The following is a 22,473-nucleotide window of genomic DNA, read 5'->3' on the forward strand; positions in this document are numbered from 1 at the left end:
CTCATGACCTGTCCGGCGAAGCCGCCGATGCGCATCTTCACGCCCTGCATATCGGCGACGGTCTTGATCTCCTTGCGGAACCAGCCGCCCATCTGGCAGCCGGTATTGCCACCGGGAATCGCGTAGATGTTGTGCTTCTTGTAGAATTCGTTGAGCAATTCATTGCCGCCGCCATGGTAGAACCAGGCATTCTGCTGGCGCGCATTGAGGCCGAACGGCACCGCAGTGCCGAAGGCGAAGGTCGGATCCTTGCCGACATAGTAATAGGAAGCGGTGTGGCACATCTCGACAGTGCCATTGGTCACCGCATCGGCGGCCTGCAGGCCGGGAACGATTTCGCCGGCTGCGAAGACCTGGATCTGGAAATTCCCGTCGGTCGCTTCCGACACGGCCTTCGCGAGAATCTCGGAAGCGCCGTAGATCGTGTCGAGGGATTTCGGGAATGACGAGGTCACTCGCCATTTCAGCTCAGGCATAGGCTGGGCGATGGCCGGGCTGGCAATGGCGCCAGCGGCAGCCCCCGCCCCGGCAACCTTCAAGAAATGGCGACGCTTCATCTGGATTTTTCTCCCCTCAGAGACGTTCAGCGGCACCGGTTGATCCGGCTTTGCGCGCGCGCTCCAGAAAAGCAGGTCCTGTGATCCGCGCAAGTGGAAAGCATGCCCCCTATGCATTTTTTGCAGGATAGTACTTTCGTCGCAGGGGAAAGCGAGTTCCGTCAAACAAGACCGGCCCGCCTGCCCCGAAGGGAAGACCGATCTCGCGCGAACGACCAAAGAAAAAGCCCGGCTTGCGCCGGGCTTTCGCGTTGATCTCGACCGAGAAGATCTCAGTCGATGTTGCCGATCTCAGCGCGCGCGCGAACGCACCTGGAAGACGTCGAAGGTCAGTTCCGCGACCTGCCACCAGAGATACTGGTCCGAGCGGAAAGCGGTCATCGTATCGATGGCCTTCTTGAAGTCCGGGTTCTTGGCCRAGATCTCGGCGTAGAGTTCGTTCGTGGCCTTGAGGCTGGCTTCGAGGATCTCCTGCGAGAACGGGCGCAGCTGTGTGCCGGCACCGACCAGGCGCTTCAGCGCCGGCGGGTTCACGACATCATAACGCGCGCCCATCTGCGTGTTGGCATAGGTGCAGGCGGCGGTCAGGGCTGCCTGGTAGGCCTTGGGAAGGGCGTTCCACTTCTCCAGGTTGACGAAGGCATGGACCGTCGGCCCGCCTTCCCAGAAGCCCGGATAGTAGTAGTACGGCGCGACCTTGGAGAAGCCGAGCTTCTCGTCGTCATAGGGGCCGACCCACTCGGCGCCGTCGATCGTGCCCTTTTCCAGCGCCGGATAGATGTCGCCACCGGCGAGCTGCTGCGGCACGACGCCGAGCTTGGCCAGAACCTGGCCGGCGATACCGCCGATGCGCATCTTCAGGCCCTGAAGATCGGCAACGGTCTTGAATTCCTTGCGGAACCAGCCGCCCATCTGCGCGCCGGTATTGCCGCAGGGCAGGCCGTAGATGTTGAACTTCTTGAAGAACTCGTTGAACAGCTCATTGCCGCCGTTCTGATAGAGCCAGGCATTCTGCATGCGGGCGTTGAGACCAAACGGCACCGATGCGGGAATCGCGAAGGTCGGATCCTTGCCGACATAGTAATAAGAGACGGTGTGCGCCATCTCGATCGTGCCGTTGGTGACGGCATCCGCCGCCTGCAGGCCGGGAACGATTTCGCCCGCCGCGAAGACCTGGATCTGGAAATTGCCGTCGGTCAGTTCGGAGACCATCTTGGCCATGATCTCGGCGCCGGCATAGATCGTGTCGAGAGACTTCGGGAAGCTCGACGCCAGGCGCCATTTCACTTCCGGTTTCGACTGCGCAACGGCCGGCATGGCGACAGCGGAGGCCGCAGCGCCAGCAGTGGCGGCCTGAATAAATTGACGACGCTTCATTATGGACATCTCCTCGGATTTCGACTTTGCGATGCGCAGGCGGGTTCGGTCCCGTTACGGCGAAGTTTCAAGGATCATTCTGGCTAGGAATGCAGTCGATCTTGCGGGCATGTTTGGTTGATCCAAACTTTCATTCCTGCCGCCGATCCGCGCCTGCACAAGATTTGCGCAGCTCTCCCCAAACATCGCATCACCGTCAACCAACCCAGACGCCTCGACAATTGCGCTCAAGGCATGGCACGGCTGCACACGAAGCGCATGGTACTTTCGCGGGGCCCGGTCAACCTCCGATCGCGCAATGCAGACAAATTGATGAGAGACGCGACATGGATCAGGACAAACTCGCCAGGCTGAGAGCCCGCTATGCCGGCGCGAGCGGGGGCGACATCCACGACCCGCGCTTCGCCAAGGTCGCTGCCGACCAGTTCAAGGGCGACCGTCGGAAATGGCCCTTCTCCGACGTTGCGACCTTCATCAGCGCGCCCTACCAGCCCGATGCACTGAGCAAGCCCGATCTCGGCGGGCTCGACGTCGCGATCATTGGCCTGCCGATGGATCTCGGCGTCACGAACCGTGCCGGCACGCGGCTGGGGCCGCGCGCGGTCCGGGCCGTCGAGCGCATGGGGCCGATGGATCACGTCACCGGCATGGCGCCCTTCGGCCAGCTCAAGGTTGCCGATATCGGCGACGTGCCCTTCCGCTCGCGCTATTCGCTCGAGAGTTGCCACGAGGATATCGAAGCGACTTTCAAGACGATCGTGAAGGCCGGCGTCTCGACGCTTGCGGTCGGTGGCGACCATTCGATCACCTATCCGATCCTCAAGGCCGTCGGCGAGAAGCGCCCGGTCGGCATGGTTCATATCGACGCGCATTGCGACACGTCCGGGCCCTATGAAGGCTCGAAATTCCATCATGGCGGGCCATTCCGGCAGGCCGTACTCGATGGTGTGCTCGATCCCGAGCGCGTCATCCAGATCGGCATCCGCGGCGGCGCCGAGTATCTCTGGGAGTTCTCCTACGAGTCCGGCATGACCGTGATCCATGCCGATGAGGTCGACCGCATGGGGCTCGATGCGGTGATCGCAAAGGCGCTTGCCGTGATCGGCGACGGGCCGACCTATGTCTCCTTCGATGTCGATTCGCTCGACCCGGCCTTCGCGCCCGGCACCGGCACGCCCGAGGTCGGCGGCCTGACGCCGCGCGAGGCCCTTGCGATCCTGCGCGGCCTCAAGGGCCGCGATATCGTCGCGGCTGACGTGGTTGAAGTCGCGCCGCAATATGACGCGACCTCGAATACGGCCCAATGCGCGGCGCAGGTCCTGTTCGCCGAACTCTGCCTGATCGCCGAGGCGCGCGCTGCCGGCAAGGGCAGGCCGTGAAACGCAAGGCCGTCCAGCTCGACGCGATCGACCGCAGGATCGTCACGATCCTGCGCGCGGAGGGCCGCATCACCAATCAGGCGCTCTCGGAGCGGGTCGGCTTGTCCGCCCGCCCCTGCCTCGAGCGCGTGCGCAAGCTCGAAGCCTCGGGGCTGATCCTCGGCTATGGCGCGAGGCTGTCGCCGGAGATCGCGGGCCACGCCATCGTCGCCTTCGCGCAGATCTCGCTGCGCGACCACTCGGTCGGGCGGCGCGAACGGGTCGAGAAGGTCTTGAGGGCCTGTCCGGACGTGGTCGAGGTGCAGGTGGTCAGCGGCGAGGCGGATTATCTTGCCCGCATCGTCGCGGATTCACTGGCGGAGTATGAGGAACTGACGGGGACCTGGCTGGCCGATGCGCAGCTCGGCGTGGCCAAGATTGCCACCACCTTCGCACTGAAGGCGCTGAAGGACTTCGACGGATACCCCCTGGCGGAGCAGTAAGCAGCGCAGCGGGCGCCATGCCCTGAATTCATGGCGCCCTGCCCTACGCGCGATTGAGCCCTTGGGCTCTTGCGTCGAACGCATGTCGGAGACAATATATTGCAGCGCAGCGTGAACATCGCGCCGCAGCATCGCGCCTTCATCACCCGGACGAATTCCATGACCTCCTCCAGCACGGGAGCGGCTGTCGCGCGCCCAGCAGGATCGCTTGCCGCGCCGGCTCAACGCACCAGCCTCGTTCTGTTCGCATTGGCGATGGGTGGCTTCGCCATCGGGACGGCCGAATTCGCGGTCATGAGCCTGCTGCCCTATTTCTCAGTCGGCCTCGGCGTCGACGGGCCGACCGCCGGGCACGTGATCAGCGCCTATGCGCTCGGCGTCGTTGCCGGCGCCCCCGTCATCGCAGTGCTCGCGGCAAAACTCTCGCGGCGGACGCTGCTGATCGGGCTGATGGCGGCCTTCGCCATCACCAACGGCTTGAGCGCGCTTGCTCCCACCTATGGCTGGATGCTCGTCTTCCGCTTTCTCAGCGGCCTGCCGCACGGCGCCTATTTCGGCGTCGCAGCCCTGGTCGCCGCCTCGCTGGTGCCGAAGAACCGGCGTTCGCAGGCGGTCGCCCGCGTCATGCTGGGGCTGACGATCTCCACCATTCTCGGCGTGCCCCTCGCCAACTGGCTGGGCCTCGCGCTCGGCTGGCGCTGGGGCTTTGGCGTCGTTGCGGCCCTGGCCCTCCTCACCGTCATTCTGGTCGCGGCGTTCGCACCGAAGGACAGGCCGCAGCCCGGGGCGAGCCCGCTGCGCGAACTCGGCGCGCTTCGGCACAGGCAAGTCTGGCTGACGCTGGCGATCGGCGCGATCGGCTTCGGCCGCATGTTCGCGGTCTACACCTATGTCGCCTCGACACTGATGGAGGTCACGCATGTCGCGCCGGGCATGGTGCCGGTCGTGCTCGCCATCTTCGGGCTCGGCATGACCGTTGGCACGATCGTCAGTGCCTGGGCGGCGGACCGGGCCCTGATGCCGTCGGTCGGTGGCATCCTGCTCTGGAGCGCGGCCTCGCTCGCCCTGTTTCCGCTCGCCGCCGGCAATATCTGGACCGTCTCGATCGTGGTCTTCATGATCGGCTGTGGCGGCGGCCTTGGCACGCCTCTGCAAACCCGGTTGATGGATGTCGCGGAGGACGCGCAAACCCTCGCTGCCGCGTTGAACCACAGCGCCTTCAACCTCGCCAATGCGCTCGGCCCCCTGCTCGCCGGCATGGCGATTGCCTCCGGCTATGGCTGGACCTCGACGGGCTGGGTCGGCAGCGCGCTCGCGCTCGGTGGCTTCGCGATCTGGCTGCTGACGCTGTGGGACATGCAGGCCAGCGAGGCAGGCAGGGCAGCGCTCGCCCCGGGCGAATAGCGTCTCCAATAAGCCCCTGCCAAGCGTCCCGTCAGCGGGACGCTGGCGCTGCGATCAGACTCATGGCCGCAGGAATGGCCGCCCGCCCCTCGTCGAGGCGGTCGGTCAGGACATAGTACCAGTTGAAGCCGATATAGAGCGCGAGCCGCGTCTCGATCTCGCTTTCGGCAATCTCGCCTCGCCCGGCCGCAGCGGTGAAGAGCTTGCTCAGGTGGAGTGTCCGCTTCGGCAGGAATTTCAGGCGCAGGGCGTCGAGAGCGGCGCTGTTCGATTGGGCTTCGGCGATGAGGGCGCGAAAGGTCCGGCCTGATGGCGTTGCCGACCAGAAGTCCCAGAGCCCCTCGGTATAGGCGACCAGGTCCCCCGTCAGGTCCCCCGTCATCGGCTGCGTCAGCATAGACGCCTTCTCGGCGTCATAGACGTCCATGAGCAGATCGGCGCGCGTCTTCCACCACCGATAGATCGTCGGCTTGCCGGCACCCGCGCGCCGGGAGACGGCGTCGATCGAGAAACCCGCATAGCCCCCTTCAGCCAGCACGGCGCGGGCCGCGGCGAGAATCGCAGCCTCAGAGGCCGGACTGCGCTTGGCCCCAATCGAGGCGCGCCGTGGCGTGGGCTGATCGATCCCGCTCATGAGTGACGACGCGACTCCTTTATGTCATCCGCCTCTTGCATAACGAAACGGGCTGTGCATATCAATATATCGAAACGGTACGTTTCGTTTTGGAGAAGAGCATGTCTCAATCGTCATCACTCCCCGGCATCCTCGCCAGGCTTCGCTTCCTGGGCACGCTCATGGTCGGCGCCTATCTTCTCATCAACGCCCTGCTGAGCCTGCTTGCTCCCCTGACGGCCGGCTGGTCGACCTGGTCGGTCACCGCGCTGGCCGTGCCGCCCATGGTGCTCGGCATGGTCTATCTCGTCATACCGATCGCGCGTCGCGGCACGGCCTAGCCACGTCCATGCGGCGCTGGCGTGTCCGATTCTGTCGCTCACTCGACAGAATCGGCCGCCGATGGAGCTGATTCCAACACGAACCGGTCGTCTCGGCAGATTTACCCTCGCTGGAACGAGGGAGAACGACCATGGATGCAATCGCGCTCGAGCAGCAGGTCTGTGCCGCCAACTACGCGCCACTGCCGATCATGCTCTCACATGGCGAGGGTGTCTGGCTGACCGATACCTCCGGGGTGAAACGGCTCGACATGATGAGCGGCTATTCGGCCGTCAGCCTGGGCCACGGTCACCCGCGTATTCTCAAGGTCCTGAGCGAACAGGCGCGCAAGCTCGCGGTGACGAGCCGGGCCTTCCACTGCGAACCTCTCGGCCCCTTCCTCGAGAAGCTCTGCGCCGTATCGGGCCAGGACATGGCGCTGCCGATGAACACCGGCGCCGAGGCGGTCGAAACCGCCATCAAGGCGGCACGGCGCTGGGGCTACCGGGTCAAGGATATCGCCAGGGATCAGGCCGAGATCATCGTCGCCGCGGGTAATTTCCACGGGCGTACCACGACGATCGTCGGCTTCTCCTCCGAGAACAGCTATCGCGACGGTTTCGGCCCCTTCGCACCGGGCTTCGTGACGGTGCCCTTCGGTGATTCAGCGGCCGTCGAGGCGGCGATCACCCCCCGCACCRCCGCCATCATGATCGAGCCGATCCAGGGAGAGGCGGGCATCGTCATGCCGCCTGCGGGCTATCTCAAGCGGTTGCGCGAACTCTGCGACCGCCACAACGTCCTGCTGATCCTCGACGAGATCCAGTCCGGGCTCGGACGCACCGGGCGCTGGTTCGCGCATCAGCATGAGGGCATCCGAGCGGACGGCCTGATCGTCGGCAAGGCGCTTGGCGGCGGTGTCTATCCCGTCTCGGCCTTCCTTGCCTCTCGGGATGTCATGCGCCTGTTCGAGCCCGGCTCGCATGGCTCGACCTTCGGCGGCAACGCGCTCGCCGCCGCGATCGGGCTGGAGTCGCTCAAGATCATCGAGGAAGAGCGGCTGGTGCAGCGCTCCGCCGAACAGGGCGCTCACATGAAGCAGCGCCTTGCCGCGATGACCCGCGGTATCGCGCGGGACGTCCGGGGAGCCGGTCTGTGGATCGGCGTCGATATCGATCCGGCAGTGGGTTCCGCCAAGGCGCTCGTCAAGGCACTGGCCAGCGCCGGCGTGCTGACCAAGGAAACGCACGAGACGGTCATCCGATTCGCCCCGCCGCTGACGATCAGCCGGGCGGAACTGGACTGGGGACTCGACCGCTGCGAGGCAGTCTTTGCCGCGTTTGGCGGACAGCGCAGGGCCAGCGCAGCCTGAGCACGGTGTCGAAGCGCGCAGGCACAATCCGCGCGGAATCAGACAGGGGCATAAACAATCAATAAAATCAATGATTTGCGCTGCCTCCCCTTTAAGCGGCTTCGCTCAGAAAAGCTGCATGCCCCCACTTGCGGGCAGGGCACAGGATCGCACAATCTGTAAGCACAAGCCGGACACGGGAACTCGAAACGCCCGGCCGGTCAAACCTGTGGGAGGTACCATGAAAGGTTTCGTTCGTTTGATCGCCGCCGCTGTGCTGACGGCTGCCGGCGCCACTGGCGTCCTGGCCCAGGCAAAGGAGTGGAAGGAGATCCGGATCGGCACCGAAGGCGCCTATCCCCCCTTCAACAATCTCAACGCCAAGAAGGAACTCGAAGGCTTCGAGATCGACTACGCGAACATGCTTTGCGAGAAGATGAAGGTGAAATGCACCTGGGTGGTCCAGGACTGGGACGGCATCATCCCGGCGCTGCTCGCCAATAAATACGACATCATCATCGCCGGCATGAACGCCACCGATGAGCGCAAGAAGCAGGTCGACTTCACCGCGGTCTACACCAAGACCCCGATCTGGGCGATCAGCGCCAAGTCGGCTGGAACCGACATCTCGCCGGCAGCCCTGAAGGGCAAGGCCATCGGCACGCAGGGCTCGACCATCCACGCCAACTTCCTCGAGAAGTTCTACAAGGATTCGACCATCCGCCTGTACCCGACCCAGGAAGAGGCGAATCTCGACCTGGCGAATGGGCGGCTCGACTACATCATCGCCGACTCGCTCTCGCTCGAGGACTTCCTCAATGGCAAGGGCAAGGATTGCTGCAAGAAGGCGGCCGACGTTCCGCGTGACGCCACCATCCACGGCCCCGGCACGGCCGGCGCGGTGCGCAAGGCCGATGTTGAACTGAAGGCGATGTGGGACAAGGCGATCGCCGAATCGATCGCCGACGGCTCGCACAAGAAGATCCAGGACAAGTGGTTCAAGTTCCCTATCCTGTGACAATAGCCGGCTGACCGAACCCCGTCGGCGTGCCTCGCGCGCCGGCGGTGGTCCATTTCCCTCCCCTCGCCGGCTTATCCATGTTCGACAAACTCGCACTGCTCGGTTTCGGCGACGGCGGCTGGGGCCTCGCCCTGCTCCAGGGCGCCGGGATCACCATCGCAATCGCGCTGGCAACCCTGCCTTTCGGCCTGCTGCTGGGCCTGATCGTCGCGCTCGGCAAGCGCTCCGAGAACATTGTTCTGCGCTGGCTGGCCACGGTCTACACGACCGTTTTCCGCGGGGTGCCGGAGCTTCTGACGCTCTACATCATCTATTTCGGCATCCAGATCGTGCTGCAGAAGGCCTGGGTCTCGCTCGGCCTGCCCGGCAATTTCAGCATGCCACCCTTCGTCGCCGGCATGGTGGCGCTCGGCGTGGTGCTCTCCGCCTTCTCCAGCGAGGTCTGGGTCGGCGCCCTCAACTCGATCCAGAAGGGCCAGCGCGAGGCCGCCGCCGCGCTCGGCCTGAGCAAAGGGCAGGCCTTCCGCCTCGTGGTCTTCCCCCAGCTCATCCGGGTGGCGCTGCCCGGCTTGGGCAATAACTGGATGGTGCTGCTGAAGGAGACCTCGCTGGTCTCGGTCATCACCCTGCCCGACATCATGTTCATCACCACCCGCGCCAATGTCGCGACCAAGGAACCGTTCCTGTTCTTCGGTGCGGCGATGCTGATCTACCTGTTCTTCTCGCTGATCTCGGCCTGGGGCGTCGGGCGTCTCGAGATCCGCGCCAATCGCGGCTTTGCTGCCTTTGGTGGAGCGACGCGATGAGCTGGTGCGAATATCCGGGCTATCTCTTCGGCAGCGAGGTTTTCCAGAACTACGGCTGCCGGATGGCGAGCGGCCTGTGGGTGACCTTCGAGCTGGTCATAATCTCGGTCGCGATCGGCTTTGTGCTGGCACTCGGGCTCGCCATCGCACGGCTTTACGGGCCGCGCTGGGCCAAGGCCGCGATCAACGGCTACACCACCTTCTTCCGCGGCACGCCGCTGCTGTGCCAGCTCTTCCTGGTCTATTACGGGCTCGGCCAATTCCGGCTGTTCTGGCAGGATGTCGGGCTGTGGTGGTTCTTCCGGGAGCCGTTCTACTGCGCRCTGCTGACCTTCACCGTGAACACGGCCGCCTATCAGGCCGAAATCCTGCGCGGCGCCATCCAGTCGATCCCGCGCGGCCAGTTCGAAGGCGCCATGGCGCTCGGGCTGCATCGCTGGTCGACCTTGCGCCTTGTGATCATGCCCCAGGCGATGATCCTGGCGCTCAGGCCACTCGGCAACGAGCTGATCGTGATGATCAAGGCCAGCGCAATCGCCTCGCTCGTCACGCTGTTCGACCTCATGGGCGCGACAAGGCTCGCCTTCGCCCGGTCCTTCGATCTCACGATCTATCTCTACGCCGCGCTGATCTATCTTCTTCTGGTCGAGGTGATCCGGCGGGTCTGGGACCGGCTGGAACTCAGGCTGACGCGGCATATGGCGCTACGCTGAGCGGGGCGCGCCGCGCGCCCCCTCTCCATTCCTGACAAAGTGCCTTGGCGTCCGCGCGACTTCCCCCTACGGGTCGCGCGCGCTACAGGCCGAAGCGAAACCAGAACCTATCAGCGGAGCGGAACATGGCTAAGGTTGCCTTCCTCGGTCTCGGCGTCATGGGCTACCCCATGGCCGGCCATCTCAAGGCCAAGGGCCACGACGTCACCGTCTATAACCGCAACGCGGCCAAGGCCCAGGCCTGGGTGGCGCAGCATGGCGGCAGATCCGCCCCGACACCGGCCGAGGCGGCCAGGGGCCAGGAGATCGTCTTCGCCTGCGTCGGCAATGACGACGATCTGCGCTCCGTGACCACCGGCGAAGCCGGAGCCTTTGCGGGCATGGCGAAGGGCGCTGTCTTCGTCGACCACACCACGGCCTCGGCTGGCGTCGCCCGCGAACTCGACGCGGCCGCGAAGGCCGGCGGCTTCGGCTTCATCGATGCACCGGTCTCCGGTGGCCAGGCCGGCGCCGAGAACGGCGTGCTGACCGTGATGTGCGGCGGCGCCCCGGAAACCTATGCCCGGGTCGAGCCGGTGATCGGTGCCTTCGCGCGGATGTGTAAGCTGATGGGCCCGGCCGGCTCTGGCCAGCTCACCAAGATGGTCAACCAGATCTGCATCGCCGGACTGGTGCAGGGGCTGTCCGAGGGCATTCATTTCGCCAAGCGCGCCGGCCTCGATGTCGAGTCCATGCTGGAGGTGATTTCCAAGGGTGCCGCCGGCTCGTGGCAGATGGAGAACCGCGGCAAGACCATGAATGCCGGGAAATTCGACTTCGGCTTCGCCGTCGACTGGATGCGCAAGGACCTCGACATCGTGCTCGAGGAGGCGCGTCGCAACGGCGCCCAGCTCCCGGTCACCGCGCTGGTCGACCAGTTCTATGCCGAAGTCCAGAAGATGGGCGGCAGGCGCTGGGATACGTCCAGCCTGATTGCGCGCCTCGAGGATTGAGCGGGGCTCTCCGCGTTCACAGGACCAGCCGCGCCACCTCCTCGCGCAACACCGGCAGAAGCTCCGCCTCGAACCAGGGATTGCGCTTCAGCCAGGCGTTGTTGCGCCAGGAGGGATGCGGCAGCGGCAGCACGCGGGGGCGGCGCGGCTCCGCCAGGATCGCGCGCCAGCCCGCGACCGTGGCGGAGAGATTGGCGCCCGCCTTCGCGCCGAGATGCCAGGCCTGCGCATAGCGGCCGATGGCGAGCACGAGCTCGACCTGCGGCATCGCCGCAAGCACGCGTGAGCGCCAGATCGGTGCGCATTCGCGGCGCGGCGGCAGATCCCCGCCCTGCGCGTCGAGCCCCGGGAAGCAATGGCCCATCGGCACGACCGCGACCCTGGCTGCGTCGTAGAACGCCGCTTCGTCGAGCCCGAGCCATTGCCGCAGCCGGACACCGGACGGATCGGTGAACGGCTTGCCGCTGGCATGGACGCGGGTGCCCGGCGCCTGGCCGGCAATGCAGAGCCTGGCCGTCGGCGAGGCCTGGATCACCGGGCGCGGCTCATGCGGAAGCGGCGGCTGGAAGCGCGGCTCGTCGCGACAGATGCGGCAGGCAGCCAGTTCCTGCAGCACCGCGGCGAGCGTTTCCGATGGGCGCTCCCGATCCGACTTCATCGCGCCGCCAGACGGGACGGCTCCCCGCGCCGCTGCGAGATCAGGCCGTCGCAGGTCCAGATCTTGGCGCTGGTCGCATAGCCATGCGGGTCACCCGCTTCGATGGTGGCGATGCCGTTGATGCGGCCGCTCGGCCGGTTGCGCAGGACATAGAGGCCTCCGCTGCGCTCGACCGTGAAGCAATAGGTGCGACGCTGCTCGGGCGGTCCGTAGTAATAGCAGACCGCGTCCGGTGTGGTCGTCCAGCAGGCGTCGCGGTTCGGCACGTGCCGGTTATGTCCGCTCGCCCGGCCGTCGGCGTGATGGTACTCGCTGAACGGCATGCCGTTATTGTAGCGGCCGCTGACGGTATTGCCTTCGAAGACACGGCGGATGTCCTCGCCGCTCAGGCGCTCCGCGGCCGTCACCGGAGAGTTGGCGGCGGCCTGAAGCATGAGCGCGGCCGCAAGGAGCAGCAGACGCATCATCGCGAGGCAAGCCTGCGCCGTGACATCGGGACCTCAGGTGCCCGCGAGATCAGGCCGTCGCAATACCAGGGCTCCCCCTTGTCGGAATGCCCGCGCGGATTGCCGGGCTCGATCGTGGCAAGAGCATTGATCTGCCCGTTCGAGACATTGCGCAGGACATAGAGCCGATCCGTCAGCTCGACCGTGAAGCAATGCACCGTGCGGTCGCTGGGAGGGCCATAGTAGTAGCAGACCTGATCCTCCTTCGTGATCCAGCAGGCATCCTTGTTCGGCTGCCAGCCATTATGGCCGAGTGCGCGGCCATCCGGCTCATGATACTCGGTGAAGAACCCGCCATTGGTGTAGCGGCCGCTCACCGTGTTGCCCTCGAAGGCTCGCTTGATCGCCTCGCCGTTCAGCCGTTCGGCCGCGACGGAGGGCTGGACCAGCACCAGCAGCGCCAGAATGGCGAAGACCGGTCGCATCAGGCCTTCCAGCTTGGCCGCGCAGACACTTCGTCATGCCACCGGCGGATGTTGACGCATTCCTCAGGCAACCGAACCCGGGACGGCTTCATGAAGTCGACGGCGATGCCTCCAGTGATATCGGCCACCGTGAACCGATCCCCGGACAGGAAGCGGCTACCCGCGAGCTGGAGCTCCATGATCAGGAGGTGGTCATCGATCTGCTCGCGGCTGGCCTCGGCCCATTCCGGCACCTGATGCTCGAGCTCCGCCATCGACGGGTGGCTGTGCCGGAAGACAGACATGACACTGCTGAACAGGCCCAGCTCGACGCGCCGGTTCCACATCTCGATCTGCGCCTGTTCCTTGGCATCCCCACCGAAGAGCACGGGTTGGGGATGCAGGCTTTCGAGATAGCGGCAGATCGCAATCGTCTCGGCAAGCGCCGTTCCATCGTCGAGCATGAGCACCGGCAGGCGCTTCAGCGRGTTGATGCGGGCGAATTCGGGCGTGAGGTGTTCCTTCCGGGTGATATCGACCGGCACGAGCTCCGGCAGGGGAACGCCCTTCTCTGCGAAGAAGATGCGGACCCGCCGCGGATTGGGCGCGCGCCCGCCATCATAGAGCTTCATCGTCAACCTCATCGGAAACCGCGTGCGAACCCGACCATGGCGGAGGTCCGGCGGTCAACCATTTCAAACCCATTCGTGATGGCGCAGCCATGCGCGCTAGAGTCGCCCTGCGTCCGTTCGGACGCAGGATCGGCGATCCAGCTCCTTGCTTAAGCATCGGATTTTCCGAAAACCGGATTCCACTTTTCGGTCCAATGCTCTACCGCGGATGAGCCTTGCGCCACGCCTCCGGCCGCTCGAACTGCAGCGCCCAGATGCCGCGCCCGGCGGCTCGCGCCTCGTCTTCCTCGCTGCGATAATCACCATAGGCGACGGCATGGCCCTGCCGCACCATCGCGGCGTTGATATCGGTCTCGCCCTGCCTGCAGCGTGCGAGGCCGCGGCCGTAGCGATCGACCCGGCCGATGTCGCAGGTGACGAGACCGCGCCCGATCAGCGCCAGCAGGGCACGGCGGGCGGCACGGCCGCAATCCACATCCCTGCCCGCGCTGTCGCGACAGCTCTGGCGGAATTCCGGGGCATCGATGCCTTCGAGCCTGAGCTCTTCGCCATTCAGCCGCAGCGAATCGCCATCGATCGCCTGGGCGGCTCCGGCAAGCATGCGGGCGGGGCCAAGCTTGTATTGCAGGACAGCGCCGGCAATCGCCAGCAGGCCGAGCAGCCCGAGTGCGACGACCAGATCGACCGGGCGGCTGACGCGGCGCCAGCCGAAAGGTCCATACCGAGATCGTCCGAATCCGAAGCGCGCCATCAGTAAGAGCTTAACGATTTCGAGACCATAATGGCGAGCCGGGCGTGCAGGGTCTGCCGCCGGAAGAGGTACATGCGTTCCGATTATGGCGGAAGTGACGGCCGAACAGATCCAGCGAGGGCGCGGTCCCGACCCTACGGCGTTGGCGCGGCGCAAGCTCGTCACGCGCGAGGTCAAGTCCGTGCGCGAGCGGCTGACCTCGACGACCGGCCTCGAACGCGCCTTCGACTACGAATTGCTGCGGGTCTTCGCCCAGTATCGGATGCACGGCTCGGTCGGCGCGCTGGTCCTGGCGTTGTGCATCGCGACCGCCGCTTGCCTCTGGGTCCCGGCTTACCAGGTCACCACCTGGCTCGGCATCGTCATCCTGGCCTCGGCGGTCATGGTCCTGCTTTGCCGCCGCTTCCTGGCGCAGCCGGCCGGCGAGGTGAATATTCGGCGCTGGCGCCGCCTGCTGCCGGCGGCGGAAGCCTTTCACGGCCTGTCCTGGACGCTGATCCTCGTCCTGTTCGCGCAGGTCGACGGACCGGGCGCCAAGGTCTTCGTGATGACGACGCTGCTCGTCGTCAGCGCGCTGACCGTGATGCTGGCGGCGACGATCCCGCTTGCGGTGTATTCCGGGCTGGGGCCGGTCACCATCGGCATCACGCTGTTCTTCTGGGGCCGCTCCGACATCGACAGCGTCACCATGGCGCTGATGGCGGCATCGGCCCAGCTCTTCTTCATCTTCCTCGCCCACCGGCTCTATTCGAGTTCGGTCGCAACCATCGAGTTCCGCGCCGAGAAGGACGCGCTGATCGCCGAGCTCGAGACTGCGACCGCGAATTCCGACGAGGCGCGCCGCAAGGCCGAAGAGGCCAACCTCGCCAAATCCCGCTTCCTCGCCACGATGAGCCATGAGCTGCGGACGCCGCTCAATGCCATTCTCGGCTTCTCCGAGGTGATGAAGAACGAGATCTTCGGCGTTYACGCCAACCCGGCCTACAAGGAATATTMGGGCGACATCCACGGCTCGGGCCAGCATCTGCTCAACCTGATCAACGAGATTCTCGATCTCTCGCGGATCGAGGCCGGCAAATACGCGCTGAACGAGGAGGCCCTCAGCCTGGCAGGCGTGGTCGACGAATGCCGGCACATGCTGAAGCTGCGCGCCAAGGCCAAGGGGCAAACGATCCGCGAGGCGGCCGAGCCCGATCTGCCGAAGGTCTGGGCGGACGAGCGCGCGATCCGGCAGGCGGTGCTCAACATCCTGTCCAACGCGATCAAATTCACGCCGCAGGGCGGCGACATCACCATCAAGGTCGGCTGGACGGCGAATGGCGGACAATATGTCTCGGTCACGGACACCGGGCCGGGCATTCCCGAGGATGAAATCCCGATCGTGCTGCAGACCTTCGGGCGCGGTTCGCTCGCCATCAAGACCGCCGAACAGGGCTCCGGCCTGGGGCTACCGATCGTGAAGGGGCTGCTCGATCTCCATAATGGCGGCTTCCATCTGAAATCCAGGCCGCGCGCCGGCACGGAAGTGACGATCACCCTGCCGCCCKAGCGCGTGATGGACACGCTGGCGGCGCTGCCCGAGCCGGCACGATCGGCGGCTTAGGCGCGCGCACGGGATGCGCTCGCCAGAGCGGAGTTCCGATCGGATGGAACGAGGCCGYCGAGACTGCCCGGTTCCATCACGCAGATCGCCGGAACGGCCTCCCCGCTCGCGAAGGGAGAGAGAATGAGCGCTGCCATGGCGCGCGATCCGCCACGCTGCCGGGGCAGGCGGTGGGGCATATCTGAGGGGCTGCCGCGCCAACCGTGACAGCATCCGAAGCGATCACTTTGACGCTCCCGGCAAGTCCAGCAGTCACCGCTCGCCCAGCTGGCTTCAAGTAGAAAATCGATACCGCAACCGCCCATTAAGGATTAAAATGGCGGCTACGCCCTTGTTTCACGGCGGGTAGGAGGGAATGACGGCTCGCGGCGCCCATGGCCGTTGGAGCTCCCCTCGAGCGATACAGAGCTTCATACGGCAAGCGCAGCGGACGGCACCCCACAGCTGTCACGCGTGGATTTCGCGGTGCGAGCCATCAAGCGTGAAACACCGGAGAAAGTGCCTTGAAGTAAAGGGAGGGCGCCATGCCCATCCAGATCCCGAGTGATTTCCGCCGCGTGATCGTCGCTGCATCGGTGGGGAATGTCATCGAATGGTATGACTTCTACATATTCGGCAGCCTGGCCGCCATTCTGTCGGTCAAGTTCTTCGAGCAGAGTCATCCGGTCGCGGCATTACTGAGCACGATCGCGCTGTTTACCGCCGGTTTCCTGATCCGTCCGCTGGGAGCATTCCTCTTCGGATGGATGGGCGATCGGGTCGGCCGCAAATACACCTTCCTCGTTACGCTCAGCGGAATGGGGCTGGGCACCGGGGCGATCGGGTTGATCCCGACCTACGACTCCATCGGTCTGACTGCCGCATTCATTCTCTTCGGTTTGCGGATCATCCAGGGCCTGTGCCTGGGTGGCGAATATGGCGGCGCCATCACCTATGTCGCCGAGCATGTTCCGGACGAGCGCCGCGGCTACTACACGGGCTGGCTGCAAACCTCCCCGACGCTCGGGATCGTGGTGTCGCTCATCGTGATCATCGCGACCCGCACCTATTTCGGCGAGGCGACGTTCAAAGCATGGGCTTGGCGCGTTCCATTCTTGATATCCTTCCTTCTGGTCGCCGTCGCAATCTACATCCGGCTCCAGCTCCAGGAGACGCCGATCTTCGAGGCGATCAAGGCCAGGGGACAGATGACCAGGAACCCCTGGAAGGAAGCCTTTCTCAGCTCCAACATCAAATATGTCGGGATCGCCACCCTCGTGCTGATCGGACAGGGAGTGGTCTGGTACAGCGGCCAGTTCTGGGCGTTGTATTTCCTGCAGCAGGTTTCAAAGCTGGACCCGCTGACCTCGTCCTACATCGTGGGAGCAGCGCTGCTCCTCGCAACCCCGAGCTTGATCTTCTTCGGCTGGCTATCCGACATCATCGGCCGCAAGCCAGTGATCCTGGGCGGCATGCTGCTCGCCGCGATCACGTACTATCCGCTGTACCTGTGGCTGGGAACGGTCACGCGACCCGGCAATGTCCACTTTCCGACCGCGATCTTCATCATCTTCATCCTCGTTTGCTATGTCGGGATGGTGTACGGGCCGGTCGGGGCCTTCCTCGCCGAATACTTCCCCGCCAGGATCCGGTACACGTCGGTATCGGTTCCCTATCACATCGGAAATGGCTGGGGTGGTGGATTGGTGCCATTCATCACGTCGGCGGCCTTCGCGGCGACCGGGAGCGTCGGCTACGCGTTGATCTACCCGATCGCCGTCCCGGCCGTGTGCTTCGTGCTCTGCCTCTTCCTGATGCCGGAAACGCGCCAGATCAGTATCTGGGAACCCTTCGAGACGAAGGCCGCAACCTGACGAGGTCGCGCATTTGCGGGGCTGCCCGGGCCCCGCACGGCGCGCTCAGGGCCTGAGTTCGAGACGAGCCTTGGGAGCAACGCTGCCGTCAGGCTCCCGCAGTTTCAGTCCTTCTTCGAGACCTGCGCCTGATCGAAGGTCGCCATGCCGGAATGGATGGCGGCGGCGGCCTTGACGAGGCTTGCCGCAAGCGCCGCCCCCGTGCCCTCGCCGAGCCGCATCTCGAGCGCCAGCAGCGGCTGCTTGCCGAGCCGGAGCAGCGCTTCGCGATGGGCGCCCTCGGCAGAGAGATGGCCGGCAAGGCAATGGTCGATCGAGGACGGTTCGATGGCATGCAGGACGGCAGCGGCGGCAGTGACGACATAGCCGTCGAGGATCACCGGGATGCGCTGCAGCCGGGCGGCGATGATCGCGCCGCAAATGGCTGCGATCTCGCGACCGCCGAGGCGGCGCAGCACTTCCAGCGGGTCGCCCAGATGCGCGGCGTGGAAAGCGAGGCCCGCTTCGACAGCGGCAATCTTGCGATTCAGACCGTCATCGTCGACGCCGGTGCCGCGCCCGCACCACATCGCAGCGCCGCCGCCATAGAGCGCCGCGTAGATCGCAGCCGCTGACGTGGTGTTGCCGATGCCCATCTCGCCGAGGCAGAGCAGATCGGCCCCGCCGGCAAGCGCCTCCATGCCGAAGGCCATGGTCGCGACGCAGGCCTTCTCGTCGAGCGCATCACCTTGCGTGAAATCGCCGGTCGGCAGGTCGAGGGCCAGGTCAAAGACCTTGAAGCCGAGATCGAAGGCCGCGCAGATCTGGTTGATCGCAGCGCCGCCGGCGGCAAAATTCTCCAGCATCTGGCGCGTTACCGCCTGCGGATAGGCCGAGACGCCCTGCGCCACGACACCGTGATTCCCGGCGAAGACGCAAACCAGCGGCCGGTCGACGCGCGGGGGCGCCTTGCCTTGCCAGGCTGCAAGCCATTCGGCGATCTCCTCCATGCGGCCGAGGCTGCCGGCGGGCTTGGTAAGATCCTTGTCTCGGGCCCGCACAGCATTGGCGGCACCCATATCGGGGCCGGGCATGTTGGCGATGAGATTGCGGATGTCGTCGAAGGGAAGGCCGGAAGCGGGCATCGCTGGATGTCTCGCGAAAGATGGAATCGGGCGGGATGCGGCGTGGCCGCCGGGTTGCCGCTGCTGCTATAGGCTTGGACGGCGGAAGACAATCGAGGATACCGAGACCGCATGGCCGACGCCCCTCTCGACATCTCGGAGTTGCCGGCCGGCCGGCCGCATTGGCCGGGCTGGCTGATCGCGACTGCGATCTGCATCCGTTTCTATTCGCGTCTTCCGGTGCCGCGCCTGCCCGGCGAGGATTCAGCGCATGGCCTGCCGGATTTCAGGCTGGTGCCGCGCGCCGTACCGCTGGCTGCGCTCGTCATCGCTTTGCCCGCAACGCTTGTCCTCCTAGCTGCTGGCGCGGCCGGCATCAGCCCGCCGCTGGCAGCAGCGCTTGCCGTCACGGTCGCGGCACTGACGACGGGTGCTTTCCACGAGGACGGCCTTGCCGACACCGCCGACGGGCTGTTCGGAGGGCATACGCCGGAACGGCGGCTGGAGATCATGAAGGACAGCCGCGTCGGCACCTTCGGGGCGATGGCGCTGGGGCTCTCCCTGCTGCTGCGGGTGACGGCACTTGCGGCCATTCTCCAGGCGCTCGGATCTCTGGCTGCAGCCGCCGCGCTGCTGATCGCGGCGCCATGGTCGCGCGCCACTGCGCTCTATCTGCTCGCCACCGAGCCCCCTGCCCGGAGCTCCGGCGCCTCGGCTGCGGTTGGCCAGCCCACCGCCGCAACGGCCTGGACAGCGCTGGCGCTTTCGGTCGCGTTCGCCGTCGCAGGGACACTGGCCACCGGGCTGCCGGGTACGGGCCTTGCGCTTGGCCTGGCGCTATCCGTGCTCGTCCTGGCGGGGCTCGCCCGGCTCGGCCGCCGCCTGATCGGCGGCCAGACCGGCGATATTCTGGGTGCAGCACAGCAACTCGCCGAGATCGCGCTCACCTGCGGCTTCGCCTTCGCGCTGGGCTCTGCCTGGCAATGAGCGGCGCCTCCAGCCCCTGCGTGCAGATCTGTGTGATCGACCCCGTATCGCGGCTCTGTGAAGGCTGCCTGCGAACGCTTCAGGAGATCGCCGACTGGTCGCGGCTGAGCGAGCCCGAGCGGCTGGCCATCATGGCCGAATTGTCTCGCCGCAAGATTCCGTCGGACCGGTCGAGCCAGCCGACAGGCTAGACCATCGGCTTTCCCGAGAACCGCAATCCACTTTTCGGGCCGGTGCTTTAAGCCTCGGCTTCGCGCCCCAGCCGCTGCAAGGCATCGCCGGTCAGCCGATAGAAGATCTTGTCGGGATGCGGCGCAGCCCCGAGCGCCTCGTAGAAGCCCCTCAGGCCAAGATCATCGCGCGCCGCCGTCCAGTCGATGCGCTGGAAGCCGCGTTCGAGCGCCAGCCGCGCCAGCCCCCGCATCAGCGCCTTCCCCGAACCGCTGCCGCGCGCGGACGCCGCGACATAGAGCTCCTTGAGGAAGAAGCCAGGCTGGAGGCCTGGCCCGGGATAGATCGCAGCGACGGCGGCAAAGCCGGTGATCGTGGCGTGCTCCACCGCCAGCAGGATCTCGGTGCCGGCGGGTCGATCGCGAAGCCCTGCCAGAATGGCCTCGGGCGCAGGGCACGGCACCGCGTAGTGGCCCTGCATCTCCACGAGCACGGCCATCAGCCCGGGATGGTCAGCCGGTGTCGCCAGTCGGGTCGTGACCATGCGCGCCCTCGCCCCGCATGCAGCTCGCCGGATCGATCAGAACAGCAGCGACCAGATGAAGCGGCTCGCGACGAAGAGCAGGAAGATGCCGAAGACGACCTCCAGCTTGCGCTTGGAGAGCCGATGCGCCAGCCGCGCTCCGATCGGGGCCGTCCAGATGCTGGTCGGGATGAAGAGCAGGAAGCCGATGAAGGAGACGTAGCCGAGCGAGAGCGGCGGCAAAACGTCCATCTTCGGCCAGCCGGCATAGATATAGCCCAACGCGCCCGGGATCGAGATCAGCACGCCGAGGCCCGAGGAGGTCGCCACGGCCTGATGGATCGGTCGGCCATAAAACGTCATGAACAGGCTGGAGAGCTGACCGCCGCCAATGCCCATCAGCGCAGAGAGCACGCCGATGATGCCACCATAGACCGTCATCAGCCCCTTGCCCGGCATGTCATCGCCGAGCTTCCAGCGGTCCGAGGCGAAGAGCAGGCGGATCGCGCTCACCACGGCGACCGCGACGAAGATGATCTTGAACAGGTCGGGCGGCGCATAGCGCGCGATATAGCTGCCGCCCATGACGCCGAGCACGACCGGGACCGCCCAGACCTTGAGAATGTCGAGATCGACGAGCCCCTTGGCCCGGTGGGCGTTGAAGGAGCGGATCGAGGTCGGGATGATGATCGCGAGCGAGGTGCCGACGCAAAGCGGCATGCGCACCTCCTCCGGCACGCCGATGACGCGGAAGACCTCGTAGAGGATCGGCACGATGACCGCGCCGCCGCCGACGCCGAAGAGCCCGGCGAGAACACCGGTGACCGCACCGGCCAGAACCAGCGACACGGCAAGAAAGGCGAGATCGCCCAAGGGGATTCCAGCAATCATAGAAACAATCCGTTGGCGGCGGGCGGCCACCTCTGGGCGATTTTGCGCGCCGGGGCAAGGCTTGCGCGGCAAGGCCGCTATGTCTGCGGCAGTTTCGGTGATTGTATGGCCCTGGGGCGCACAGGGGACTGCCTGTCCATGCCGCTGCTGCAATCCCGCTCGCAAGCGGCAGAGGCTCGACCGGTTGCTGCAGTGTTGGCAGTGCTGAGTGCGGCCTTAAGTCTAGCCTGACAGGAAAGGACAATATTCGCACGGAGACGAAGGCCACAGGGTCGGGGGGATATCTCATCAAAAGCCACTCAGGGAGGTTAAAGATGACAGATCAACTGACTGACACGCAGCAACGCCCGGAGCTCTCACGGAGACATCTCATCGCTGCGATGGGAACCGGCGCGCTCGCCATGGCGACGAACCCAGCCCTCGCCCAGGCCCCGTCCGGCCCGGTCGGACCGCCCAGCACGATTACCAGCCCGCCCCGGGATTTCAGCCGCAACGGCGCCCCGACAACCTATTTCACCGATCCCGACGTCCTCGCGGTCGACCCGGTGTTCAACAATTATGCCCAGCCCAACAGCGCGATCCAGCGGCTCTGGACCGGCGCGCTCTGGGCCGAAGGACCGGCCTGGAACGCGCAGGGTCGCTATCTGGTCTGGAGCGACATCCCCAACAATCGGCAATTGCGCTGGCTGGAAGATGACGGACGGGTCAGCATCTTMCGCACACCGTCAGGCAACAGCAATGGCAACAGCTTCGACTTCCAGGGCCGCCAGCTCTCCTGCGAGCACCTGAACCGCCGCGTCGTGCGCTATGAGCTCGACGGGTCGGCGACCGTGCTCGCCGACAGTTTCGAGGGCAAGAAACTGAACTCGCCCAATGATATCGTTGCCCATCCCGACGGCAGCTACTGGTTCACCGATCCGCCCTATGGCGGCCAACTCTACGAGGGCGCGCCGGACGCMGCCGGAGGTCCGAGCAACCCGAGTGGGCGGCTCAATCCGCGGCTCGGCCAGCTMGCCGGCATCGGCATGGCCAAACGCGAACTGCCGACGAACTGTTATCGCATCGACCCGTCCGGCCGCATCGACCGCGTCGTCACCGAGGAACAGGTGCCGGACCCGAACGGGCTCTGCTTCTCGCCTGATTTCAAGAAGCTCTACGTTGTCTCGACCGGAAAGGGGCCGGGCGATACCGGCCCCGGCGGCAAGGGCGACATTCATGTCTTCGATGTCGGTGCCGACAACAAGCTTGGCAATCAGAAGCTCTTCTCCGATTGCATGCTCGACGGCGTGAAATGCGGGCCCGACGGGATACGCAGCGATGTCGACGGCAATCTCTGGGTCTCGAGCAATGCCGGCCGCGCCGTCGGCTATAATGG

Annotated in this window: 25 protein-coding genes; 14 read left to right on the forward strand and 11 right to left on the reverse strand. The window is 65.4% G+C overall.

The genetic code is table 11. The features are described from left to right. The coding region (locus AC1DRP_RS20570) for a TRAP transporter substrate-binding protein (RefSeq protein WP_476769399.1) at positions 1-557 on the reverse strand (557 nt) is incomplete at its 3' end. Positions 558-848: 291 nt separating this feature from the next. Continuing rightward, complete coding sequence (locus tag AC1DRP_RS20575; protein ID WP_476769400.1) at positions 849-1,934, reverse strand: TRAP transporter substrate-binding protein; 1,086 nt, start codon at positions 1,932-1,934, stop codon at positions 849-851. A gap of 326 nt (positions 1,935-2,260) precedes the next feature. Between AC1DRP_RS20575 and speB the strand changes: the two genes are divergently transcribed. The 3 genes from speB (at position 2,261) to AC1DRP_RS20590 (ending at position 5,199) form a co-directional block, all read left to right on the forward strand. Then, the gene (gene speB / locus AC1DRP_RS20580) at positions 2,261-3,313 is read left to right on the forward strand and encodes an agmatinase (RefSeq protein ID WP_441489204.1); all 1,053 of its coding nucleotides are present in this window, start codon (positions 2,261-2,263) and stop codon (positions 3,311-3,313) included. Next, positions 3,310-3,795, forward strand: coding sequence for an Lrp/AsnC family transcriptional regulator (locus AC1DRP_RS20585; RefSeq protein WP_069877198.1), 486 nt, complete (start codon positions 3,310-3,312; stop codon positions 3,793-3,795). The genes speB and AC1DRP_RS20585 overlap by 4 nt, the downstream gene beginning before the upstream one ends. Before the next feature lie 159 nt (positions 3,796-3,954). Continuing rightward, positions 3,955-5,199: an MFS transporter gene (locus AC1DRP_RS20590; protein ID WP_476769406.1), complete on the forward strand. Its 1,245-nt coding sequence runs from the start codon at positions 3,955-3,957 to the stop codon at positions 5,197-5,199. Positions 5,200-5,230: 31 nt separating this feature from the next. On the opposite strand, the gene AC1DRP_RS20595 is transcribed toward AC1DRP_RS20590, so the two are convergent. Beyond that, a complete protein-coding gene (locus AC1DRP_RS20595; protein ID WP_441489203.1) occupies positions 5,231-5,833 on the reverse strand; it encodes a TetR/AcrR family transcriptional regulator in 603 nt (200 codons plus the stop codon). A gap of 101 nt (positions 5,834-5,934) precedes the next feature. On the opposite strand from AC1DRP_RS20595, the gene AC1DRP_RS20600 reads away from it, so the two are divergent. The 6 genes from AC1DRP_RS20600 (at position 5,935) to AC1DRP_RS20625 (ending at position 11,016) form a co-directional block, all read left to right on the forward strand. Continuing rightward, complete coding sequence (locus AC1DRP_RS20600; protein ID WP_441489202.1) at positions 5,935-6,153, forward strand: hypothetical protein; 219 nt, start codon at positions 5,935-5,937, stop codon at positions 6,151-6,153. Positions 6,154-6,284: 131 nt separating this feature from the next. Continuing rightward, on the forward strand, positions 6,285-7,505 hold the full coding sequence (rocD, locus tag AC1DRP_RS20605) for an ornithine--oxo-acid transaminase (protein ID WP_476769401.1): 1,221 nt from the start codon (positions 6,285-6,287) through the stop codon (positions 7,503-7,505). 220 nt (positions 7,506-7,725) lie between these two features. Further along, a complete protein-coding gene (locus AC1DRP_RS20610) occupies positions 7,726-8,502 on the forward strand; it encodes a transporter substrate-binding domain-containing protein (RefSeq protein ID WP_441489200.1) in 777 nt (258 codons plus the stop codon). 80 nt (positions 8,503-8,582) lie between these two features. After that, complete coding sequence (locus tag AC1DRP_RS20615; RefSeq protein WP_069877202.1) at positions 8,583-9,311, forward strand: ABC transporter permease; 729 nt, start codon at positions 8,583-8,585, stop codon at positions 9,309-9,311. Next, positions 9,308-10,024: an ABC transporter permease gene (locus AC1DRP_RS20620; protein WP_441506576.1), complete on the forward strand. Its 717-nt coding sequence runs from the start codon at positions 9,308-9,310 to the stop codon at positions 10,022-10,024. The genes AC1DRP_RS20615 and AC1DRP_RS20620 overlap by 4 nt, the downstream gene beginning before the upstream one ends. Before the next feature lie 125 nt (positions 10,025-10,149). Continuing rightward, positions 10,150-11,016 carry an NAD(P)-dependent oxidoreductase gene (locus AC1DRP_RS20625; protein ID WP_476769402.1) on the forward strand — a complete coding sequence of 289 codons (867 nt, stop codon included), beginning with the start codon at positions 10,150-10,152 and terminating at the stop codon, positions 11,014-11,016. 16 nt (positions 11,017-11,032) lie between these two features. On the opposite strand, the gene AC1DRP_RS20630 is transcribed toward AC1DRP_RS20625, so the two are convergent. The 5 genes from AC1DRP_RS20630 to AC1DRP_RS20650 form a co-directional block, all read right to left on the reverse strand. Then, positions 11,033-11,674 (reverse strand): uracil-DNA glycosylase family protein, encoded by a 642-nt coding sequence (locus AC1DRP_RS20630; protein WP_441506578.1) that lies wholly within the window; start codon positions 11,672-11,674, stop codon positions 11,033-11,035. After that, a complete protein-coding gene (locus tag AC1DRP_RS20635; protein ID WP_441506579.1) occupies positions 11,671-12,141 on the reverse strand; it encodes a hypothetical protein in 471 nt (156 codons plus the stop codon). Before AC1DRP_RS20635 ends, AC1DRP_RS20630 begins: the two co-directional genes overlap by 4 nt. Further along, positions 12,138-12,605 carry a hypothetical protein gene (locus tag AC1DRP_RS20640; protein ID WP_441506580.1) on the reverse strand — a complete coding sequence of 156 codons (468 nt, stop codon included), beginning with the start codon at positions 12,603-12,605 and terminating at the stop codon, positions 12,138-12,140. Before AC1DRP_RS20640 ends, AC1DRP_RS20635 begins: the two co-directional genes overlap by 4 nt. Then, positions 12,605-13,216 carry a glutathione S-transferase family protein gene (locus AC1DRP_RS20645; RefSeq protein WP_476769403.1) on the reverse strand — a complete coding sequence of 204 codons (612 nt, stop codon included), beginning with the start codon at positions 13,214-13,216 and terminating at the stop codon, positions 12,605-12,607. Before AC1DRP_RS20645 ends, AC1DRP_RS20640 begins: the two co-directional genes overlap by 1 nt. Before the next feature lie 199 nt (positions 13,217-13,415). Further along, positions 13,416-13,967, reverse strand: a complete 552-nt coding sequence (locus AC1DRP_RS20650; RefSeq protein ID WP_441489194.1) for a thermonuclease family protein — start codon at positions 13,965-13,967, stop codon at positions 13,416-13,418. Positions 13,968-14,052: 85 nt separating this feature from the next. Between AC1DRP_RS20650 and AC1DRP_RS20655 the strand changes: the two genes are divergently transcribed. Both AC1DRP_RS20655 and AC1DRP_RS20660 read left to right on the forward strand, forming a co-directional pair. After that, the gene (locus AC1DRP_RS20655; RefSeq protein ID WP_476769404.1) at positions 14,053-15,570 is read left to right on the forward strand and encodes a sensor histidine kinase; all 1,518 of its coding nucleotides are present in this window, start codon (positions 14,053-14,055) and stop codon (positions 15,568-15,570) included. 524 nt (positions 15,571-16,094) lie between these two features. Next, positions 16,095-17,423, forward strand: a complete 1,329-nt coding sequence (locus AC1DRP_RS20660; RefSeq protein ID WP_441506581.1) for an MFS transporter — start codon at positions 16,095-16,097, stop codon at positions 17,421-17,423. A gap of 104 nt (positions 17,424-17,527) precedes the next feature. Here AC1DRP_RS20660 and cobT read toward each other — a convergent pair whose 3' ends face one another. Beyond that, positions 17,528-18,547, reverse strand: coding sequence for a nicotinate-nucleotide--dimethylbenzimidazole phosphoribosyltransferase (gene cobT, locus AC1DRP_RS20665; RefSeq protein WP_441489191.1), 1,020 nt, complete (start codon positions 18,545-18,547; stop codon positions 17,528-17,530). 111 nt (positions 18,548-18,658) lie between these two features. On the opposite strand from cobT, the gene AC1DRP_RS20670 reads away from it, so the two are divergent. Both AC1DRP_RS20670 and AC1DRP_RS20675 read left to right on the forward strand, forming a co-directional pair. Continuing rightward, entirely contained in the window at positions 18,659-19,513 is an 855-nt protein-coding gene (locus AC1DRP_RS20670; RefSeq protein ID WP_441506582.1) for an adenosylcobinamide-GDP ribazoletransferase, read from the forward strand. Continuing rightward, positions 19,510-19,704 (forward strand): DUF1289 domain-containing protein, encoded by a 195-nt coding sequence (locus AC1DRP_RS20675; protein WP_441506583.1) that lies wholly within the window; start codon positions 19,510-19,512, stop codon positions 19,702-19,704. The genes AC1DRP_RS20670 and AC1DRP_RS20675 overlap by 4 nt, the downstream gene beginning before the upstream one ends. Before the next feature lie 47 nt (positions 19,705-19,751). Here the strand turns inward: AC1DRP_RS20675 and AC1DRP_RS20680 are convergent, their stop codons facing one another. Both AC1DRP_RS20680 and AC1DRP_RS20685 read right to left on the reverse strand, forming a co-directional pair. Further along, complete coding sequence (locus AC1DRP_RS20680; RefSeq protein WP_441506584.1) at positions 19,752-20,228, reverse strand: GNAT family N-acetyltransferase; 477 nt, start codon at positions 20,226-20,228, stop codon at positions 19,752-19,754. A gap of 36 nt (positions 20,229-20,264) precedes the next feature. Next, complete coding sequence (locus AC1DRP_RS20685; RefSeq protein WP_441489187.1) at positions 20,265-21,098, reverse strand: sulfite exporter TauE/SafE family protein; 834 nt, start codon at positions 21,096-21,098, stop codon at positions 20,265-20,267. A 314-nt stretch (positions 21,099-21,412) separates the two neighbouring features. Here AC1DRP_RS20685 and AC1DRP_RS20690 point away from each other — a divergent pair. Next, a partial coding sequence (locus AC1DRP_RS20690) for an SMP-30/gluconolactonase/LRE family protein (RefSeq protein ID WP_476769405.1) occupies positions 21,413-22,473 on the forward strand: 1,061 nt, incomplete at its 3' end.

This window comes from Allobosea sp. 01N443 (assembly GCF_056399325.1).

Bases quoted from the DNA above. Each gene is read 5' to 3' on its own strand.
- speB (WP_441489204.1), top strand. From the start codon at position 2,261: ATGGATCAGGACAAACTCGCCAGGCTGAGAGCCCGCTATGCCGGCGCG.
- AC1DRP_RS20590 (WP_476769406.1), top strand. From the start codon at position 3,955: ATGACCTCCTCCAGCACGGGAGCGGCTGTCGCGCGCCCAGCAGGATCG.
- AC1DRP_RS20595 (WP_441489203.1), bottom strand. From the start codon at position 5,833: ATGAGCGGGATCGATCAGCCCACGCCACGGCGCGCCTCGATTGGGGCC.
- AC1DRP_RS20600 (WP_441489202.1), top strand. From the start codon at position 5,935: ATGTCTCAATCGTCATCACTCCCCGGCATCCTCGCCAGGCTTCGCTTC.
- AC1DRP_RS20610 (WP_441489200.1), top strand. From the start codon at position 7,726: ATGAAAGGTTTCGTTCGTTTGATCGCCGCCGCTGTGCTGACGGCTGCC.
- AC1DRP_RS20615 (WP_069877202.1), top strand. From the start codon at position 8,583: ATGTTCGACAAACTCGCACTGCTCGGTTTCGGCGACGGCGGCTGGGGC.
- AC1DRP_RS20625 (WP_476769402.1), top strand. From the start codon at position 10,150: ATGGCTAAGGTTGCCTTCCTCGGTCTCGGCGTCATGGGCTACCCCATG.
- AC1DRP_RS20630 (WP_441506578.1), bottom strand. From the start codon at position 11,674: ATGAAGTCGGATCGGGAGCGCCCATCGGAAACGCTCGCCGCGGTGCTG.
- AC1DRP_RS20635 (WP_441506579.1), bottom strand. From the start codon at position 12,141: ATGATGCGTCTGCTGCTCCTTGCGGCCGCGCTCATGCTTCAGGCCGCC.
- AC1DRP_RS20640 (WP_441506580.1), bottom strand. From the start codon at position 12,605: ATGCGACCGGTCTTCGCCATTCTGGCGCTGCTGGTGCTGGTCCAGCCC.
- AC1DRP_RS20650 (WP_441489194.1), bottom strand. From the start codon at position 13,967: ATGGCGCGCTTCGGATTCGGACGATCTCGGTATGGACCTTTCGGCTGG.
- AC1DRP_RS20660 (WP_441506581.1), top strand. From the start codon at position 16,095: ATGCCCATCCAGATCCCGAGTGATTTCCGCCGCGTGATCGTCGCTGCA.
- cobT (WP_441489191.1), bottom strand. From the start codon at position 18,547: ATGCCCGCTTCCGGCCTTCCCTTCGACGACATCCGCAATCTCATCGCC.
- AC1DRP_RS20670 (WP_441506582.1), top strand. From the start codon at position 18,659: ATGGCCGACGCCCCTCTCGACATCTCGGAGTTGCCGGCCGGCCGGCCG.
- AC1DRP_RS20675 (WP_441506583.1), top strand. From the start codon at position 19,510: ATGAGCGGCGCCTCCAGCCCCTGCGTGCAGATCTGTGTGATCGACCCC.
- AC1DRP_RS20680 (WP_441506584.1), bottom strand. From the start codon at position 20,228: ATGGTCACGACCCGACTGGCGACACCGGCTGACCATCCCGGGCTGATG.
- AC1DRP_RS20685 (WP_441489187.1), bottom strand. From the start codon at position 21,098: ATGATTGCTGGAATCCCCTTGGGCGATCTCGCCTTTCTTGCCGTGTCG.